We start from the raw sequence: 16,124 nt of genomic DNA, 5'->3' as shown, positions 1-16,124 counted from the left end.
AACCGCCCGCGGCGAACCTCGGGGCATGACACCACGCGACAGCCTCCTCCGCCGGGCGCGGGCCGCCACGCTCGGCATCGTCCTCGCCGCCGGTCTGGGCACCGGCGCCCTGACCGTCGCCGCCGCCAACGCCAGCGGCCTGATCGGACAGAGCGACACCGGATCCACCGGGACGACCGGTTCGACGAGCACCTCGACGGGCACCTCGACGGGCAGCTCGGGCAGCTCGGGCAGCTCGGGCAGCTCGGGCAGCTCGGGCACCTCGGGCAGCTCCTCCTCCGACAGCTCGTCCTCGAGCTCCTCGAGCTCGGGCTCGTCGAGCTCCGGCCAGTCCGACCAGTCCAGCCAGCCCGTCGCCGGGACCCACGCGTCATGAGCACGCTGGTGTGGCAGGACTGGTCCTGCGAGGTGCGGGTGGTGCTCGCCGACGGCGTCGACCACCACCGCCAGCCCACCGACCCGGCGCTGGTGCGCCGCGTGGTCGGTGGCCTGATGGACGACGTCGCCGCCGCGATCGACCGCTTCCGCACCGACTCCGAGCTCAGCCGGCTCAACGCCGCCGCCCCGGCCCTGCTGCCCCTCGGGCCGCTGGCCTTCGCGCTGATCGACACCGGCCTGCGGGCCGCGTTCGACACCGACGGCGCCTGCGACCCGACGGTCGGGGCGGCCGTCGTCCGATGCGGCTACGACGCCGACATCGCCGTCGTCCGCGAGCGCCGCGAGGTGCCGCCGTTGGCCGCCGCTCCCGCGCCCGGCTGGTCGCGCGTGCTGCTCGACCACGACCTGCGGCGCGTCGGCCTGCCGGCCGGCGTGCGGCTCGACCTCAACGCCACCGCCAAGGCCTGGACCGCCGACGAGGCCGCCCACCGGCTCGCCGCGCGTCTGGGCACCGGGGTGCTGGTCTCCATCGGCGGCGACCTGGCCGTGGCCGGCGGCACGCTGTGGCCGATCCTGGTCTCCGAGGAGGCCGGCGGCGCCGGTCAGCAGGTCGCGATCGACCGCGGCGGCGTGGCGACGTCCTCGACGGTCGCGCGTCGCTGGGCGGGCGGGTCCCGCCACCACATCGTCGATCCCGCCACCGGGCTGCCCGCCACGGGTCCGGTGCGCACCGCGACCGTGTGGGCGCGCGACTGCGCTGCGGCCAACGCGTTGAGCACCGCCGCGATCGTGTGGGGCGAGGCCGCGTGGGACCGGCTCCAGGGCGAGGCCGCGCGCCTGGTCATGGACGACGGCCGCGTGGTGACCACGCCGTCGTGGCCCGGCGTCCCGAGCCGGACGGCGGTGGCGTGATGACCTCGGCCGAACTGATCTGGTCGCTCGTGCGGGCCTCCGGCCTGATGGCCGTGCTGACCGCGACCGTCAGCGTGGTGCTCGGCGCCACGGCGTCCCTCTCCCCCGCGCCGGGGGCCACCCGCTCCGGCCGCGACCTCGACCGTCGGCTGCTGCGCCAGTACGCGCACCGCTCGGCCGGCGTCGTGACCCTCGCGATGATCGTGCTGCACGCGGCGCTGATCGTCATCGACAGCTACGTGACGGTCACCGTCGCCGGCGTGCTGGTGCCCTTCACCGCCGGCTACGACGCGATCGCGCTCGGCATCGGCACGGTGGCCGCCTACCTCTTCCTCGTGGTCGCTGCCACCGGCGCCCTGCGCTCGCGCATCAGCGCCGATCGCGGCCAGCGCGCCTGGCGCGCCGTCCACCTGACCGCCTACCTCGCCTGGGGCGCCGCGATGCTGCACGGCCTCATGGCCGGCACCGACACCGGCGCCTGGTGGGGCCTGCTCATCTACGGCGGCTGCGCGGCCGCCGTCGCGATGGCGATCGCCGCCCGGGTGCTCGCCGCCGGCGACACCCGCCGCTCCTCGCTGGCGCAGCAGCGCCGCGAGAGCCTCGCCGCCACCCGTCCGTCCGTCCCGATCGGAGTCGACCGATGACCGTGCTGCACCCTCCCGCCCCCGCCACCCGGCCGCCGGCGATCGCGCTGGGCAGCGCCCGGCTGCTGGCCGGCACCCGCGGCGACCACCCGGTCAGTCACGCCGAGCACACGGCGATCCACGGCCACCCGCGCCGCCTCGACCACTCCGCCCTGGTCGCCGACCTCGAACGGGTGCGGCTGCTGGGCCGCGGCGGCGCCGGGTTCCCCGTGGCCGTCAAGCTCGCGGGGACGCCGTCCGGGCCGCGCACCGAGATCGTCGTCAACGGCTCGGAGGGCGAGCCCGCCAGCTTCAAGGACCGCACCCTCATGCGCCTGGCCCCGCACCTCGTGCTGGACGGCGCCGCGGTCGTCGCCGGCGCGCTGCGCACCCGACGGGTGCAGCTGCTCGTGCACGACGCGGACGCCGTCGAGGCCCTGGAGGCGGCGCGCGCGGAGCGGCCCGACGCCGATCTGTTCTCGATCGTGCGCACCGGGGCCGACCACGGGTTCGTCAGCGGGGAGATCCGTGCGGTGACCCGCGCGCTCAGCGGCGGACCCGCCGTGCCGCCGGGACGGCGGGTGCTGCCGGCCGTCAGCGGCGTCGACGGGCGGCCGACCTTCGCCTCGAACGCCGAGACCTTCGCCCAGATCGCCCTGGTCGCCCTCCTCGGCACCACCGCGTACGCGGGCGTGGGCTCGCCGGTCGAACCCGGCACGACCCTGGTGACGGTCTTCGGCGAGGTGCCGCGGGCCGGCGTCCTGGAGGTGCCGACAGGGCTGCCGGTCGCCGGCCTGCTCGGCGACGGCCCCGGCCCCGTGCTCGTCGGCGGCTACCACGGCGCCTGGACCACCTGCGCCGACCTCGGCGACCTCCGCCTCATCCGCGCCGACCTGAAGGCCGCCGGCCTGCCGCTCGGCGCCGGGGTGCTCGTGCGGCTGCCGGCCGACACCTGCCCGCTGGGCGAGGTCGCCCGCGTCACCCGATGGCTGGCCGGCGAGTCGGCCGGCCAGTGCGGACCCTGCCACTTCGGACTCCCGGCCCTGGCCGAGGTCGTCGAGGCGATCGCGACGGGCCGGGAGGGTGCCGCCGGCGTCGACCGCGCACTGCGACTGACCGGTCTGCTGCCCGGACGCGGCGCCTGCGCCCACCCCGACGGCTCGGCCGCCTTCGTCGCCTCCGCGCTGCGCACCCTGCCCGACGAGCTCGAGGCCCATCGGCACGGCGGCTGCGGCCGACCCGTCCGCGGCGTCCTGCCCGTGCCGGCCCGCTGACCGGCCCGCCCACCCGAGCCACCCGAGCCACCTGAGCCACCTGAGCCACCCCGAGCCACCCCGCGCCACCCCGAGAAGGAGCACTCCATGCACGTCGAGATCGACTGGACCCGCTGCGACGGCCACGGGCTGTGCGCCCGCCTGGCACCGGAGATGATCGAGCTGGCCGAGGACGGCTTCCCGATCGTGCGCCGCGGCCAGGTGCCGGACGCCGCCGTCGTCCACCTCAAGCGGGCGGCGACGGCCTGCCCGCAGCTGGCCCTGCGCCTGGTGAAGGACTGACGACCGCGAGTGGGGCGGGAGTGCGGGTCGGGCCCTGTCCTCACACCCGTGGCCCCGGGCGACCCGGCCCGCCCGGATCAGCCACCCCGCAGCTGTGGATGACCATCAATTGGTCAGGTGAGTCTGTCGGTTGGCGTACGAAACTTCAGCTGACCAACGACAGAGTCACCGGGCGCCCGGTGACTCCTGAGGCGCCCTGCCGCCCCAGCCCCGCGCACGAGGGCCCCGGATGCACGAGGGCCCCGTCCGCAGCTGCGGACGGGGCCCTCGGGACCGGGTGGAACGCGGTCAGTCGTCGTCGTCGCCCGCGCCGGGCTGGACGGTCGAGGTGACCTGGTCGCCCCAGGCGGCCTTCGCTCCGGAGTCGCCGATGCGGTAGACCTGCACGGTCGTGGCGAGCGCCGCCACCACCGCCAACGCCGCGACGATCGTCGGCAGGGCCGAGGGACCGATCGGCGGCTGACCGGCCGCCTGACGCCGCGCGAGGACGACGAGGGCCAGGGAGAGCAGCAGCAGCGGGATCGCGAACCAGATGAGCTGCTCGCCGAGCTCGGCGTGCTCACCGGGATCGCCCACCCGCTTCTCCAGGGACTCGCCGCTGGAGGTGGCCACCGGGATGAGGATCGTGCCGACCGCCGCGCACGCCACGACCAGGGGGCCGTAGGTGACGCGCCACGCGGGCCGGACCACGATCGCGATGGTGCCGAGCATCGCCAGCGGCAGCAGGACGACGACGGCGTGGACGACGAGAGGGTGCCACGGCAGCCCGTTGATGAGGTCGAACATGGCACGACTATGGCCCATCGCACCTGCAAGCGACCTGAACCACGCTGAACACCGGCCGAACGGATGAGCGGGCGCGATCGTCGCAGGAAACGGGGACCGCCCCCGGCTGCCTGCCTCGAGGGCGGCGGCGCGGGGGCGGTGCTCGTCATGCGTGGGTGCCTGACACCTATCTGCCCGAGCCGGCTGCGGGCCAAACCTCCATCATCGGATCGGTCTAGACCGATCCGTCAGCGCCGTCCTCCGCGCTGGCAGCGGCGGCCGCCTTCGCCCGGGCCCGGGCGGCCTTCGCGATGGTCTCCTCCACCAGGGAGTTGAGCCGCGCCCCGTTCGGCCAACCCGCGTAATGGCACAGGAAGACGACGATCTCGCGCAGGGCGTCGTCGTCCAGCTCCCCGGCGGCGTGGGCGGCCGGCACCTGGATCGAGAGGACGTCGTGGGCGCCCGTGCCGGTGAGCATGCCGATGAGCAGCAGCCGCCGGTCGCGGTCGGAGAGCCCGGGGCGCTGCCAGATGTCGGCGAAGAGGTGGTCGGCGGTGTAGCGGAAGAAGTCGCCGGTGCCGTCGGTCATGTCGAAGCCGTAGACCTGCTCCATCTTCTCCAGACCGCGGCGCCGCAGCTCGGGCAGTCCCTCGAAGTCACCCATCGTGCGCGCTCCTCAGGCCCGGAAGGTCTGGCCGCCGTCGACGGCCAGGATCTGGCCGGTGATCCACCCGGCGTCATCGGAGAGCAGGAAGAGGCAGGCGCCGACCATGTCCTCGACCTGGCCCATGCGCTTGATCGCCAGGCTCGTGCGCACGATGTCCTTCGCGGCGTCGCCGGCCTGGGTGCGGGTGGCCTCGGTGTCGACCGGTCCGGGTGCGATCGCGTTGACGCGGATCCGCATGCCGCCCAACTCGTGGGCCAGCTGCTGGGTCAGGCCGTTCACGCCGACCTTGGCCAGCCCGTAGAAGCCGGAGTACAGGTAGGCGGCCGTCGAGCTCTGGTTGACGATCGCTCCCCCGCCGCGCTTCACCATCTCGGGATAGCAGGCGCGGGTCATGACCAGCGCGCCGTCCATGTTCACGCTCATGAACCGGCGGTAGTAGTCCCAGTCGACGCTGATGAGCAGGTCGAAGGCCATGTCGCCGTAGATGGCGGCGTTGTTGACCAGCAGGTCGAGGCCGTCGAAGGCCTCGACGGTGGCGGCCACCATCGCGGACGCCGACGCCGCGTCGCTGACGTCGGTGCGTACGAAGAGCGCACGACCGCCGTCGGCCTCGATCTGCTTGGCGACCTGTTCGCCCGCCTCGACGTTGAGGTCGGCGATCACCACGGCGGCACCGCGGGCGGCGAGCGCCTTGGCGTAGGCCTCGCCGATGCCCTGGGCAGCACCCGTGACCACGGCGACCTTGTTCTCGAAACTCATGGGATTCCTTCTTCTCGGGGGGCGGGTCAGGCGGGGAAGGCCAACGTCTTCGTCTCGAGGTACTCCTCGAAGCCGGCGACGCCCATCTCGCGGCCGATGCCGGACTGCTTGTAGCCGCCGAAGGGGGCGTCGGGGCTGAACCAGACGCCGCCGTTGACGGCGAGGGTGCCGGTGCGGATGCGCGCCGCGACCGCGGTCGCCCGCTCGAGCGAGGCGGAATCGACCGAGCCGGACAGCCCGAAGGCGGAGTCGTTGGCGATGCGGACGGCGTCGTCGTCGCCGTCGTGCGGGATCACCACCAGCACGGGCCCGAAGATCTCCTCCTGCGCCAGACGCGAGGAGTTGTCGAGACCCGCGACCACGGTGGGCTGCACCCAGTAACCGGGCTGATCGACGACCGAGCCCCCGGTGGCGAACGTGCCGCCCTCCTCGATCGCCAGGCGCAGATAGGACTCCACGCGGTCGCGTTGCACCGCCGAGATCACCGGCCCGCAGATCGCCCCGGGATCGGCGGGATCCTTGATGCCGATCGACTCCATCGTCGCCGCGGCCACCTGCACCGCCTCCTCGTACCGATCGCGCGGGACGACGAGCCGCGTGGTGATGGCGCATCCCTGACCGGCGTGGATGCAGGCGGCGAACGCCGTCCCGCCTGCCACGGCCGCGACGTCGGCGTCGTCGAGGGCGATCGCCGCAGACTTGCCGCCGAGCTCGAGGAAGACCTTCTTCAGCGTGGGCGCCGCGGCCGCCATGATCGCGCGCCCGGTGGCGGTCGAGCCGGTGAAGGAGACCATGTCGACCCGCGGGTCGCTGGTCAGCTGCGCAGCCACCTCGTTGGAGCGCGGGCTGACGACGTTGAAGACCCCCGGCGGGATGTCGGTGTGCTCGGCCACCAGCCGCCCCAGCTCGCAGGCGAGCCATGGGGTGTCGGGGGCCGGCTTGAGCACGACCGTGCAGCCGGCCGCGAGCGCCGGGCCGATCTTGGCCAGGTTGATCTGGGTCGGCACGTTCCACGGCGTGATCGCCGCGACGACGCCGACGGCCTCCCGGCGCACCGTGCGCCGCGAGCGGATGCCCATCGGGGCGGCCTCGCCGAGATCGATCTCGAAGGCGTACCCGGCGAGCAGATCCGTCACCCACTTCAGGCCCTCGACCGGCACGTCGAACCCGGCGGCGCCCATCATGAAGCTCGGCATGCCGACCTCGGCCGTCGTCAGCGCACGGAAGGCCTCGGCGTCCTCGAGCAGCGCGGCGTGCAACTGGCGCAGGCAGTGCTCGCGGAAGGCGTGGTCGGTCGACCAGTCGGTCTCGTCGAACGCGCGGCGGGCGGCGGCGATCGCGGCCTCGACGTCGTCCGCGGTGGCATCGGGCGCCTGACCGATGACCTCGCCCGTGGCCGGGTTGAGGATCGGGTAGGTCGCGCCGTCCGAGGCGGGAGCGAGCTTGCCGTCGATGAGCAGCTGCGCCGGGGGCGGGAGCGCGCTCATGCCGAGGCCTCCGGGGCGGGGGCCGGGGCGGGGGCCTGGGCGAGGAACTCGCCGGCCTCGACCGGCGGCGGCCACACCGTCGAGGGCATCTCGCGGTAGCGGTAGTGACCCGGCACGCCCAGGCCGCTGACCGACATCCGCTTCAGCAGCGTCTCGGGTGCCTTGCCGGCGGAGATGATCGACAGGAACGTGTGCGCGGTCGAGGGCATGTCGAACCAGTCGCGCTGCCAGGCGATCTTCAGCTGCCCGGCGTCGGCGCCCTCGCTCTGGCGCTCCACCCCGAACCACGAGCCGCCGATGCCGAGGATCTCGAACTCCTCCCCGGCGTCGTCCAGGATGCCGCTCTTCTGCTTCCAGAACCCCACGATCATGCCGGTGCGCTCATCGATCACCGTGGCCTGGTAGTCGTAGTGCCACCCGTCGAGACCGTCCATCTCGATGCCGATGGCCCAGTCGCGGATCTGGTCGCGGCCCACGGCCATGAAGTGCTCGTCGTGGCTGTACATCCAGCCGTACGTGGCGTCCTCCGCATAGTGCTCGGCCATGATGCGCCAGTCGCCGATGCGCTCGGCCTCGCGGTTGATCGCCAGCCACGACGCCCAGAACTCCTCGAGCTCGTCGCGGGTGAAGTCGCGCGTTCCGGTCATCTCACTCCTCCACCGACGCGAGGCGCAGCGCCATCGCCGGGCAGTACTGGACGGCGGCCTCCACGGCCGGCCGCTGGATCGGGTCGGGGTACTCCTGCAGAACGACGACCTGGTCGAGGCCGGGCTCGAAGCCGAAGACCTCCGGCGCCTCCCCCTGGCACATCTGATGGCCCTGGCACAGCCCGAGGTCGGCCACGACGCGGAAACCCATGCCGCTCACCGTCCGCTCACGGGCACGCGACGGCGGTAGCGGGCGCGACACGGCTTGGCGAGCTGGATGACCATCTTCGAGACGTCGTCGCGGTACTCCTCCGCGGGCTGGGTCATCTCGAACTCGAAGTCGCGCAGGATCACCGAGAAGATCGCCTTCATCTGCATCATCGCGAACGCGTTGCCCACACACCGGTGCTTGCCGGCACCGAACGGCAACCAGGTCCACTGGTTGAGCCTGTCTTCCTGCCGCGGGTCCAGGTAGCGCCCCGGATCGAAGACCTGCGGATCGGGGAAGTACTCCGCCATCCGGTTCGAGACCCGCGGCGAGGCGCCCACCATCGTCCCGGCCGGGATCAGATGCCCCGCCAGCTCGATGTCCTCCTGCGCCACCCGCAGCAGGATGATCAACGGCGGATGCAGCCGCAGCGCCTCCTTCAGCACCGCCTCCAGCCTCGGGATCGAGCGCAGCGCCTGGAAGGAGACCTCCGACCCGTCGGCGTACAGCTCGTCGAGTTCCGCGACCACCTCAGCCAGCACGTCGGGGTGACGCATCAGCTCGATCAGCGTCCACGCGCTCGTGCCCGAGGAGGTGTGGTGGCCGGCGAACATCATCGAGATGAAGACGCCGGTGATGTAGTCGGCGGACATGTCGATGGAGATCAGCACGTCCAGCAGGTCGCGCTCCTCCCGCGGCACCGTGCCTCGGGCCTTGCGGGCGTCGATGATGCCCTGCACCAACCCCACCAGCGTCTCCCGCGCCCGGTCGCGCACCTCGAACGACTCCACCCCCGGCAGGTAAGGGTCGACGTACGCCAGCGCGTCGGTACCGCGCTCCAGATCGTGGTACGCCGCGGCAAACCGGCCGTCGAGCTCCTCCCGGAACGGACGCCCGATGAGGCAGGCCGAGGTGGTGTAGATCGTCAGCTCGGCGAAGAAGTCGAGCAGGTCGATCTCGCCCTCATCGCCCCAGTCGGCCACCATGCGCCGGATCTCGGTCTCGATCGTCGAAGCGTGCCCGCGCATCATGTCGCCGCGCAGCGCCTGGTTCTTCAGCATCTGCTGCCGCTGCTCCGGCGAGGCGTCGAAGACGACGCCCTTGCCGAAGATCGGCGTCATGAACGGGTATGCCTCGGCCTGGTCGAGCACCGAGTCCGGCGCCCGGAAGAACTGCTCGTTCGCCTCCGCACCGGTCACCATCACGACCTCGCGGTCGGCCAGCCGGAACTTGCCGATGTCGCCGCACTCCGCCCGCACCCGCTCCAGCAGGCCGATCGGGTCGACCCGCAACTCCGCCAGGTGGTGCGTGCCGTCGTCCGGCACCGCATAGGAGACCTCGGGCACGTCGACGAGACCGGGCAGGGAGCGGGTGGTCATGCGTCCTCCACGGGGGCTTCGGGGTTCACTTCGACGAGGTTGAGATGGACGCCGCGCGGGGCGTCGACGATCATCGCGATCGCGTCGGCCAGCGCGGTGGGTTGCATGAAGTGCTGGTGGCGGGCCAACCCGAAGCGGATCCAGCCGCCGATCACCATTTCGGTGTCCTCGGCCGACCAGTCCATGCCCATCTCGCTCCAGGTCGGTCCGGGCCGCACGATCGAGGCCCGCACGCCGGTGCCCTCCAACTCCATCTGGAGGGCGTGGGCGAGGCCCTCCAGGCCCCACTTGCCGGCGGCGTAGGCGGCCATGAACGGCCGCGCGCGCACCGCGACGTCGGAGGAGACGAAGACGATGTCGCCGCGGCGGCGTGCGCGCATGCCCGGCACGAAGGCGCGGACGACGCGCTGGGCGCCGACGACGTTGACGTCGAGCTCGGCGGTGAAGACCTCCGAGGCGGCCTCGTCGATGCGCCCCGGCCGCAACGATCCGGCGTTGGAGACCACCACCTCGATGTCGCCGAGGTCAGCGCTCGCCTTCGCCGCGAAGGCCTCCACCGAGGCGTCGTCGGTGACGTCGAGCGGATGCGCCACGGCCTCTCCGCCGGCGTCCCGGATCTGCTGCACGAGCGCCTCGAGCCGATCGACGCGCCGGGCGCCCAGCGCGACCGGGTAGCCGGCGGCGGCGAGCCGGACGGCGGTGGCGGCGCCGATGCCGCTGGAGGCCCCGGTCACCACGGCCGGACGGCGCTCGGGCCGCGTGTACTTCGTCATCTCGTCACCTCCGCGCAGCCGGTGGTCGAGGTGCGACGAGCGCCAGCGAGGAGCCGCGAGACCCCCGCACCCGGGCAGCCGGTGGTCGAGGTGCGACGAGCGCCAGCGAGGAGCCACGAGACCCCCGCACCCACACGACCACGGTCACCGCCGCCATCCGACTCACCGGGTCTCGCGGCTCGGCGCCGGGGCGCCCCGCACCTCGACCACCGACCCGCACTCATCGGAGCTCCAGGTGGACAGGCAGGCTGGCGAAGCCGCGCACGCTGACGGAATGCACGCGGCGGGCGGCGTCGCGGTCGACCTCGTAGTGCCGCACGCGGCGCACGAACTCCTCGAGGACGACGCGGGCCTCGAGCCGGGCGAGGTTGGCACCGAGGCAGAAGTGCCGGCCGCCGCCGAAGGAGAGGATCTTGGCCAGCTCGGCCTTGGGGCGGTGCAGGTCGAAGACCTCGGGATCGGTGAAGACGCGTTCGTCGCGGTTGGCCGAGCCGAGCACCAGCACCAGCTTCGCGCCGGCCGGTGCCGTCACCCCCTCGACGGTGACCTCGCGCAGCAGGTGCCGGGCCACCATCTGGCTGGAGGTGTCGTGGCGCAGCGTCTCCTCGATCCACGGCACGACGAGGTCGAGCTGCTGCGGGTCGGCGAGCACCTGCGCCTGCTGGTCGGGATGCGCGGCCAGATGGAACAGCGCGTTGCCGAGCAGCTTGGTGGTGGTCTCGTTGCCGGCGACGACCATGAGGAAGAGGAACGCGGTGATCTCGGAGTCGAGCAGCCGGTCGCCGTCGATCTCGGCCACGAGCAGCGCGGAGGTGAGGTCGTCGGTCGGGTGCGCCTTGCGCTGGCGCAGCATCTCCGCGTAGTAGTCCATCAGCCACATGGAGGCCTCGATGGCCCGCGGCGGCACGTCGCGGACGCCGTCCTCGCGGTGGACGACGAGGTCGGCCTGGCGGCGCACCTCGGCGCGGTCGTCCTCGGGCACGCCCATCATCTCGGAGATGACGTCCATGGGCAGCCGCCCGGCGACCTCGCCGATCCAGTCGTGGGTGGCGCCGTCGGCGAAGGCGGCGTCGAAGTACTTCTCGGTGAGCTGCTGCACCCGGGGTGCCAGCTCGCGCACCCGTCGCGGCGTGAAGGCACGCGAGACCAGCGAGCGCAGCCGCTGCTGCTCGGCACCGTCGAGGGCGAGGAAGGAGGTGACGAGGTGGGCGTGCGGCGTCCAGGCGGTGCGGTCGATCGAGACGCCCATGCGGTTGGAGAAGGTGGCGTCGTCGCGGACGGCGGCGGCGATGTCGGCATGCCGCGAGAGCGCCCAGAAGTCCTGCTCCTCGTTGTGGAACAGCGGCGCCTCGGCGCGCAGGCGGGCGTAGGTGGGGTACGGGTCGGCCTGGAAGGCGTAGTCGTAGGGGTCGAAGACGAGCGGCGGGGCGCTCTCGGCGACGGTCATGGCGTGCCCCTCAGGATCGTGGCGACGACGACGTCGAGCCGCTCGCCCATCTCGGTGTAGGTCATCAGGCCCATGCCGGCCTGGAGGAGGGCGCCGGAGAACGCCAGCACGAGGGTCTCGAGCACGGCCGGGTCGGCGCCGGGGCCGAGCGCCTCGGTGAAGCGGCGCACGAACTCCCCGCCGATGCGCAGTCGCAGCCGCTCGACGTCGGGGTCGGAGCTGAGCAGGGCCGGGGTGACGGCGGCGGCGAGCTCGGGGTGGGCGGCGAGCTGGGTGGCCATGCGACGGGTCACGCTGCGCACCCGGGCCAGCGTGTCGTCCCCCTCGGGGCGGTGCTCGGCGTCGCGGGCGAGGTGCTGCCAGAACAGCTCGGCGAAGAGGTGGTTCTTCGAGGCGAGGTAGGTGTAGGCGGTGGCCGGCGAGACCCCGGCCCGGGTGGCGACCGTGCGCACCGTCAACGCCTCGTGGCCGACCGCGACGAGCTCGGCGAGACCGGCGTCGAGGAGCTTCTCGACGGTATCCGTACGGCGCGCCTGGAGGTCGCGCCGCTCGCCGTACACGTGACTGGACACCTGTCCAACTTAGAACACGTTCTCGTCGCGGCACAAGGGGTTCCATGCCAGGTCCAGGGCGGTCGGACGACCTGATCGACGACCGTTGACATTCGCCAGACGGCGCATCAGGGTGGGCCGCCTAGAACACGTTCTCACCGCCTCCCGCCCCCTCCCGCAGGAGCCTTCCGATGCGATCCCCGCGCCCCCTGCTCGCCGCCGCCGTCGCTGCGATCGCGCTCTCGCTCGCCGCCTGTGGGTCCCAGCTGCAGCCCGATGAGGTGGCCCGCGCGAACGGCACCGGCACGGTGAGCGGCGGCGACCTCGCGCCGGTCGACGGGCAAGCCGACGCGGGTTCCGACGTCGGGGCCGACCCCGACTCCGCGGCACCCGATGACGCGGACGGGCCCGCGGTCCAGGAGGGCGAGGACGACACGGCCGGCGGCGACGACGGCACCTCGACGTCCATCGACAGGGACGGTGGCGCCCAATCGCCGACGAGCGGCGTCAAGGCCGGGAACTGCGCGGGATTCGCGAACCAGACCGGCATCACCGACGACACCATCACCCTCGCCAACACCGCCGACATCTCCGGGCCCGTGCCCGGCCTCTTCCAGGCCGCACAGGACGCCGCCAAGGCGTTCGTGGCGTACTACAACGCCAGCGGCCAGAAGCTCTGCGGGCGCAGCCTGACCCTCGACGCGCTCGACACCCGCTCCGACGCCGGCGGCGACCAGCAGGTCTACTCCGAGGCCTGCGACCAGGCCTTCGCCGTCGTGGGGTCGGTGTCCTCCCAGGACCAGGGCGGCGCCGCCACCGCTCAGAAGTGCGGCATCCCCGACATCCGCGCCTTCGTGACGACGCCGCAGCGCGCGGCCTGCACCACCTGCTTCGCCGCCTACACGATCCAGCCCGACGTCATCCCCGGCGTCGTCGGCAAGTTCTTCCTCGCCCAGTACCGGGAGGCCACCCAGAAGGCCGCGATGTTCTACGTCGACGTGCAGGCGGCCTCGGTCAACGCGCGCAGCTGGGCCGCCGGGATGACCAAGCAGGGCTTCCGATTCGACATCGTGCAGGGCATCGACACCGCGGAGTTCAACTACGCGCCCTATGTGCAGCAGATGAAGGACAAGGGCACGAAGTTCGTGCAGTACTTCGGGCCCTACCAGTTCGCTGTCCGCCTCCAGCAGGCGATGGCCCAGCAGAACTACCGGGTGCCGGTGTACCTGGAGGACCCCACCATCTACGACCAGAACTACGTCGACACCGTCGGCGCCGATGGCGACAAGTCCTTCGTCTACTCGATGATCGACCTCTTCGACGACACCAAGAACCCCGAGATGGTGCTCTACCGCCAGTGGCTCAACCAGGTGCGGCCGGGAGCGGTGCCCAACTACTACGGCCTCTTCGCCTGGTCGGCCGCGCGCCTCTTCGTCGCCGAGGCCACCAAGCTCGGCGGCAAGCTCACCCGTGCGTCCCTGGTGGCCGCGTTGAAGGGCGTCGACGGCTGGACCGGCAACGGCCTGCACGCTCCCATGCACGTCGGCGCCAAACGCACCAGCGAATGCATGAAGGTCATCCAGCTCTCCGGCGGCAGTTGGCGACAGGTCTCGCCCGGCGACTACATGTGCGGCCCCACGGTGCCGACCGGGGTCGCCAACTGAGCATGCCCGGGGGCGCGGCAGACTGAGCCCCATGGGTCACGGGCACGGCCACGGACACGGCAGCCACCGCGCAGGCTCCGACATCGAGATCGCACGCGCACCGCGGCTGGTGCTGCTCGGTCTGCTCGCCGTCTCCTTCGTGCTCACCGGCATCGGCATGGTCGCCCTCTGGCCCGATCAGGACGCCGCCGACGCGATCCGCAGCCAGACCTCATTCGCCGCCCCCGGCGTCACCTACCCCTCCGCCACCGTGGAGTCGACCAGCGACACCGGGCTGACGGTGCGCATCGACGACGGCGCCTACGCCGGCCGCCGGGTCGAGGTCGACGTGCCACCCGAGGTGGCGGCCTCGCGACTGGGACGCGGGGACGGCGTCCGGCTCATCGCCACGCCCGCCACCGACCAGCAGCCCGTGCGGTTCAGCTACTTCGGCACCGAACGCGGCACGCCGCTGTGGTTGCTGGGGGGCCTGTTTGTGCTCGTCGTCGTGGCCGTCGCACGGTGGCGGGGACTGTTGGCGATCGGCGGCCTCGCCCTCGGCGGCGCGGTGATCTGGTGGTTCATGCTGCCGGCGCTGCTCGTCGGGGAGTCCGGGGTGCTGGTGGGCCTCACCGGATCGGCCGCGATCATGCTCGTGGTGCTCTACACGACCCACGGCGTCTCGCTGCGCACCAGCACCGCCCTGCTCGGCACGCTCGCCGGACTGCTGGCCACCGCCGGGCTCGCCGTCCTCGCCATCGGCGGCACGCATCTGACCGGCATCAGCGACGAGAGCGGCGGCATCCTCTCCTCCTACGCCGGCGACCTGGACTTCCAGGGCCTGCTCGCCTGCGCGATGGTGGTGGCGGGTCTCGGCGTGCTCAACGACGTCACCATCACCCAGGCCTCGGCGGTCTGGGAGCTGCGCGAGGCCGCCCCCTCGATGGGGCGGTTCCGGCTCTTCAACGCCGGCATGCGGATCGGGCGCGACCACATCGCCTCGACCATCTACACGATCGCCTTCGCCTACGCCGGCGCCGCCCTCACGGTGCTGCTCGTCATCCAGCTCTACGCCCCACCGCTGGCCGAGCTGCTCACGACCGAGGAGATCGCCCAGGAGATCGTGCGCACGCTGGTCACCAGCATCGGCCTCGTGCTCGCCGTCCCGCTCACCACCGCGGTGGCCGTCGCGATCGTGCCCGGGCGACGCGACGTCGCAGAGCACGCGGACCACTGACCAGGCCGGGCACTCACTCGTCGATCGCGGCGTCCTCGTTGTGGGTGCCGGGGCGGGGCGCCCAGGGCAGCTCGCGGGCGGGGCGGACGACGATGAGCCGGTCGCCGCGGGCGAGCTGGGTGACCACGGGGTCGAAGTAGCGGTAGACCCGCTCGTCGCGGACCACCGCGATGACCTGGTCGGGCAGCGACTGGGGCTGCTTGCCGACCTCGGTGACGAGCAGCTCGCGCTCGGCGACCTCGAGGCCCTCGCCGTAGGTGAGGAGGTCCTCCATGACCGTGCCGAGCGAGGGCGACATCGAGGAGAGGCCCAGCAGCCGGCCGACGGCGTCGCTGGAGGTGATCACGGAGTTCGCGCCCGACTGCTTCATCAGCGAGACGTTCTCCTGCTCGCGTGCGGCCGCGACGATCCAGGCGTCGGGGTTGAGCTGGCGCACGGTGAGGGTGGCCAGCACGTTGGAGTCGTCGCGGGCGGTGGTGATGATGACCTGGTCGGCGGTGGCGACGCCCGCGCGGCGCAGCACCTCTCGACGGGTGGCGTCGCCGGTGACGACCGCGAGCCCGTCGGCGTGGGCGTCCTGGAGGGCGGTGGCGGTGGGGTCGACGACGACGATCGCCTCCCGCTCGAGGCCGTTGTTGATCAGGGTCTCGACCGCGCTGCGGCCCTTCGTGCCGTAACCGATGACCACGACGTGGTGGGCCATGCGCTTCCTCCAACGAGCGACTCGGAACATGTCGCGGCCCTGGTTGGCCAGGACCTCCAAGGTGGTGCCGATCAGCAACACCAGGAAGGCGATGCGGGCCGGGGTGATGATGAACGCGTTGATCATCCGCGCGTGGTCGGCGACCGGGGCGATGTCGCCGTACCCGGTCGTGCTGAGCGTGACGGTCGTGTAATAGATCGCGTCGACGAGGTCGACCGTGCCCGTCGGGTCGTTGTTGTCGCGGTAGGCGGCGCGGTCGAACCAGACCAGCAGCACCGTGCCGACGAGGATCGCGGTGGCCAGCAGCACCCGGCGCGCCAGCTGCCACCACGGCGATCTCACGACCTCGGGCAGCATGACCCGCCCGCGGTTGCCGCCCGGCGCGGGGG

The 16,124-nt window shown here is 72.5% G+C and carries 18 protein-coding genes; 7 read left to right on the top strand and 11 right to left on the bottom strand.

Going from position 1 to position 16,124, the window contains the following annotated elements; genetic code table 11:
* Positions 1-25 precede the first annotated feature (25 nt).
* The 5 genes from ABD671_RS12005 to ABD671_RS11985 all read left to right on the top strand — a co-directional run bounded on the left by ABD671_RS12005 (position 26) and on the right by ABD671_RS11985 (position 3,469).
* Positions 26-376 carry a hypothetical protein gene (locus ABD671_RS12005; RefSeq protein WP_344733613.1) on the top strand — a complete coding sequence of 117 codons (351 nt, stop codon included), beginning with the start codon at positions 26-28 and terminating at the stop codon, positions 374-376.
* Entirely contained in the window at positions 373-1,290 is a 918-nt protein-coding gene (locus ABD671_RS12000; protein ID WP_344733612.1) for an FAD:protein FMN transferase, read from the top strand. Before ABD671_RS12005 ends, ABD671_RS12000 begins: the two co-directional genes overlap by 4 nt.
* Positions 1,290-1,934: a ferric reductase-like transmembrane domain-containing protein gene (locus ABD671_RS11995; RefSeq protein WP_344733611.1), complete on the top strand. Its 645-nt coding sequence runs from the start codon at positions 1,290-1,292 to the stop codon at positions 1,932-1,934. The genes ABD671_RS12000 and ABD671_RS11995 overlap by 1 nt, the downstream gene beginning before the upstream one ends.
* A complete protein-coding gene (locus tag ABD671_RS11990; RefSeq protein ID WP_344733610.1) occupies positions 1,931-3,187 on the top strand; it encodes an NADH-ubiquinone oxidoreductase-F iron-sulfur binding region domain-containing protein in 1,257 nt (418 codons plus the stop codon). The genes ABD671_RS11995 and ABD671_RS11990 overlap by 4 nt, the downstream gene beginning before the upstream one ends.
* A gap of 87 nt (positions 3,188-3,274) precedes the next feature.
* Entirely contained in the window at positions 3,275-3,469 is a 195-nt protein-coding gene (locus ABD671_RS11985) for a ferredoxin (protein WP_344733609.1), read from the top strand.
* Positions 3,470-3,757: 288 nt separating this feature from the next.
* Here the strand turns inward: ABD671_RS11985 and ABD671_RS11980 are convergent, their stop codons facing one another.
* The 10 genes from ABD671_RS11980 to ABD671_RS11935 form a co-directional block, all read right to left on the bottom strand.
* On the bottom strand, positions 3,758-4,255 hold the full coding sequence (locus ABD671_RS11980) for a DUF2231 domain-containing protein (RefSeq protein ID WP_344733608.1): 498 nt from the start codon (positions 4,253-4,255) through the stop codon (positions 3,758-3,760).
* A 214-nt stretch (positions 4,256-4,469) separates the two neighbouring features.
* Entirely contained in the window at positions 4,470-4,898 is a 429-nt protein-coding gene (locus ABD671_RS11975; protein WP_344733607.1) for a carboxymuconolactone decarboxylase family protein, read from the bottom strand.
* Between the two features lie 12 nt (positions 4,899-4,910).
* Positions 4,911-5,660 (bottom strand): SDR family oxidoreductase, encoded by a 750-nt coding sequence (locus ABD671_RS11970; RefSeq protein WP_344733606.1) that lies wholly within the window; start codon positions 5,658-5,660, stop codon positions 4,911-4,913.
* A gap of 26 nt (positions 5,661-5,686) precedes the next feature.
* Complete coding sequence (locus ABD671_RS11965; protein ID WP_344733605.1) at positions 5,687-7,147, bottom strand: aldehyde dehydrogenase; 1,461 nt, start codon at positions 7,145-7,147, stop codon at positions 5,687-5,689.
* On the bottom strand, positions 7,144-7,794 hold the full coding sequence (locus ABD671_RS11960; RefSeq protein ID WP_344733604.1) for a hypothetical protein: 651 nt from the start codon (positions 7,792-7,794) through the stop codon (positions 7,144-7,146). The genes ABD671_RS11965 and ABD671_RS11960 overlap by 4 nt, the downstream gene beginning before the upstream one ends.
* Before the next feature lies 1 nt (position 7,795).
* Positions 7,796-8,005 carry a ferredoxin gene (locus ABD671_RS11955; protein WP_344733603.1) on the bottom strand — a complete coding sequence of 70 codons (210 nt, stop codon included), beginning with the start codon at positions 8,003-8,005 and terminating at the stop codon, positions 7,796-7,798.
* 5 nt (positions 8,006-8,010) lie between these two features.
* A complete protein-coding gene (locus tag ABD671_RS11950; protein ID WP_344733602.1) occupies positions 8,011-9,381 on the bottom strand; it encodes a cytochrome P450 in 1,371 nt (456 codons plus the stop codon).
* A complete protein-coding gene (locus ABD671_RS11945) occupies positions 9,378-10,154 on the bottom strand; it encodes an SDR family oxidoreductase (protein WP_344733601.1) in 777 nt (258 codons plus the stop codon). Before ABD671_RS11945 ends, ABD671_RS11950 begins: the two co-directional genes overlap by 4 nt.
* A 220-nt stretch (positions 10,155-10,374) precedes the next feature.
* Positions 10,375-11,601 (bottom strand): cytochrome P450, encoded by a 1,227-nt coding sequence (locus ABD671_RS11940; RefSeq protein WP_344733600.1) that lies wholly within the window; start codon positions 11,599-11,601, stop codon positions 10,375-10,377.
* Positions 11,598-12,173 (bottom strand): TetR/AcrR family transcriptional regulator, encoded by a 576-nt coding sequence (locus ABD671_RS11935; RefSeq protein ID WP_344733599.1) that lies wholly within the window; start codon positions 12,171-12,173, stop codon positions 11,598-11,600. The genes ABD671_RS11940 and ABD671_RS11935 overlap by 4 nt, the downstream gene beginning before the upstream one ends.
* 170 nt (positions 12,174-12,343) lie before the next feature.
* On the opposite strand from ABD671_RS11935, the gene ABD671_RS11930 reads away from it, so the two are divergent.
* Positions 12,344-13,816 carry an ABC transporter substrate-binding protein gene (locus ABD671_RS11930; protein ID WP_344733598.1) on the top strand — a complete coding sequence of 491 codons (1,473 nt, stop codon included), beginning with the start codon at positions 12,344-12,346 and terminating at the stop codon, positions 13,814-13,816.
* A 31-nt stretch (positions 13,817-13,847) separates the two neighbouring features.
* Entirely contained in the window at positions 13,848-15,032 is a 1,185-nt protein-coding gene (locus ABD671_RS11925; RefSeq protein WP_344733597.1) for a YibE/F family protein, read from the top strand.
* A 13-nt stretch (positions 15,033-15,045) separates the two neighbouring features.
* On the opposite strand, the gene ABD671_RS11920 is transcribed toward ABD671_RS11925, so the two are convergent.
* A complete protein-coding gene (locus ABD671_RS11920) occupies positions 15,046-16,092 on the bottom strand; it encodes a potassium channel family protein (RefSeq protein ID WP_425574914.1) in 1,047 nt (348 codons plus the stop codon).
* Positions 16,093-16,124: the final 32 nt, after the last annotated feature.

It is taken from the genome of Nocardioides fonticola (genome assembly GCF_039536805.1).
Classification (GTDB): Bacteria; Actinomycetota; Actinomycetes; order Propionibacteriales; family Nocardioidaceae; genus Nocardioides; species Nocardioides fonticola.
The sequence above is the reverse complement of the archived record's forward strand: the minus strand, read 5'-3'. Positions and strand labels throughout refer to the sequence as shown.

Bases quoted from the DNA above. Each gene is read 5' to 3' on its own strand.
- ABD671_RS12005 (WP_344733613.1), top strand. From the start codon at position 26: ATGACACCACGCGACAGCCTCCTCCGCCGGGCGCGGGCCGCCACGCTC.
- ABD671_RS12000 (WP_344733612.1), top strand. From the start codon at position 373: ATGAGCACGCTGGTGTGGCAGGACTGGTCCTGCGAGGTGCGGGTGGTG.
- ABD671_RS11995 (WP_344733611.1), top strand. From the start codon at position 1,290: ATGACCTCGGCCGAACTGATCTGGTCGCTCGTGCGGGCCTCCGGCCTG.
- ABD671_RS11990 (WP_344733610.1), top strand. From the start codon at position 1,931: ATGACCGTGCTGCACCCTCCCGCCCCCGCCACCCGGCCGCCGGCGATC.
- ABD671_RS11985 (WP_344733609.1), top strand. From the start codon at position 3,275: ATGCACGTCGAGATCGACTGGACCCGCTGCGACGGCCACGGGCTGTGC.
- ABD671_RS11980 (WP_344733608.1), bottom strand. From the start codon at position 4,255: ATGTTCGACCTCATCAACGGGCTGCCGTGGCACCCTCTCGTCGTCCAC.
- ABD671_RS11975 (WP_344733607.1), bottom strand. From the start codon at position 4,898: ATGGGTGACTTCGAGGGACTGCCCGAGCTGCGGCGCCGCGGTCTGGAG.
- ABD671_RS11970 (WP_344733606.1), bottom strand. From the start codon at position 5,660: ATGAGTTTCGAGAACAAGGTCGCCGTGGTCACGGGTGCTGCCCAGGGC.
- ABD671_RS11965 (WP_344733605.1), bottom strand. From the start codon at position 7,147: ATGAGCGCGCTCCCGCCCCCGGCGCAGCTGCTCATCGACGGCAAGCTC.
- ABD671_RS11960 (WP_344733604.1), bottom strand. From the start codon at position 7,794: ATGACCGGAACGCGCGACTTCACCCGCGACGAGCTCGAGGAGTTCTGG.
- ABD671_RS11955 (WP_344733603.1), bottom strand. From the start codon at position 8,005: ATGGGTTTCCGCGTCGTGGCCGACCTCGGGCTGTGCCAGGGCCATCAG.
- ABD671_RS11950 (WP_344733602.1), bottom strand. From the start codon at position 9,381: ATGACCACCCGCTCCCTGCCCGGTCTCGTCGACGTGCCCGAGGTCTCC.
- ABD671_RS11945 (WP_344733601.1), bottom strand. From the start codon at position 10,154: ATGACGAAGTACACGCGGCCCGAGCGCCGTCCGGCCGTGGTGACCGGG.
- ABD671_RS11940 (WP_344733600.1), bottom strand. From the start codon at position 11,601: ATGACCGTCGCCGAGAGCGCCCCGCCGCTCGTCTTCGACCCCTACGAC.
- ABD671_RS11930 (WP_344733598.1), top strand. From the start codon at position 12,344: ATGCGATCCCCGCGCCCCCTGCTCGCCGCCGCCGTCGCTGCGATCGCG.
- ABD671_RS11925 (WP_344733597.1), top strand. From the start codon at position 13,848: ATGGGTCACGGGCACGGCCACGGACACGGCAGCCACCGCGCAGGCTCC.
- ABD671_RS11920 (WP_425574914.1), bottom strand. From the start codon at position 16,092: ATGCTGCCCGAGGTCGTGAGATCGCCGTGGTGGCAGCTGGCGCGCCGG.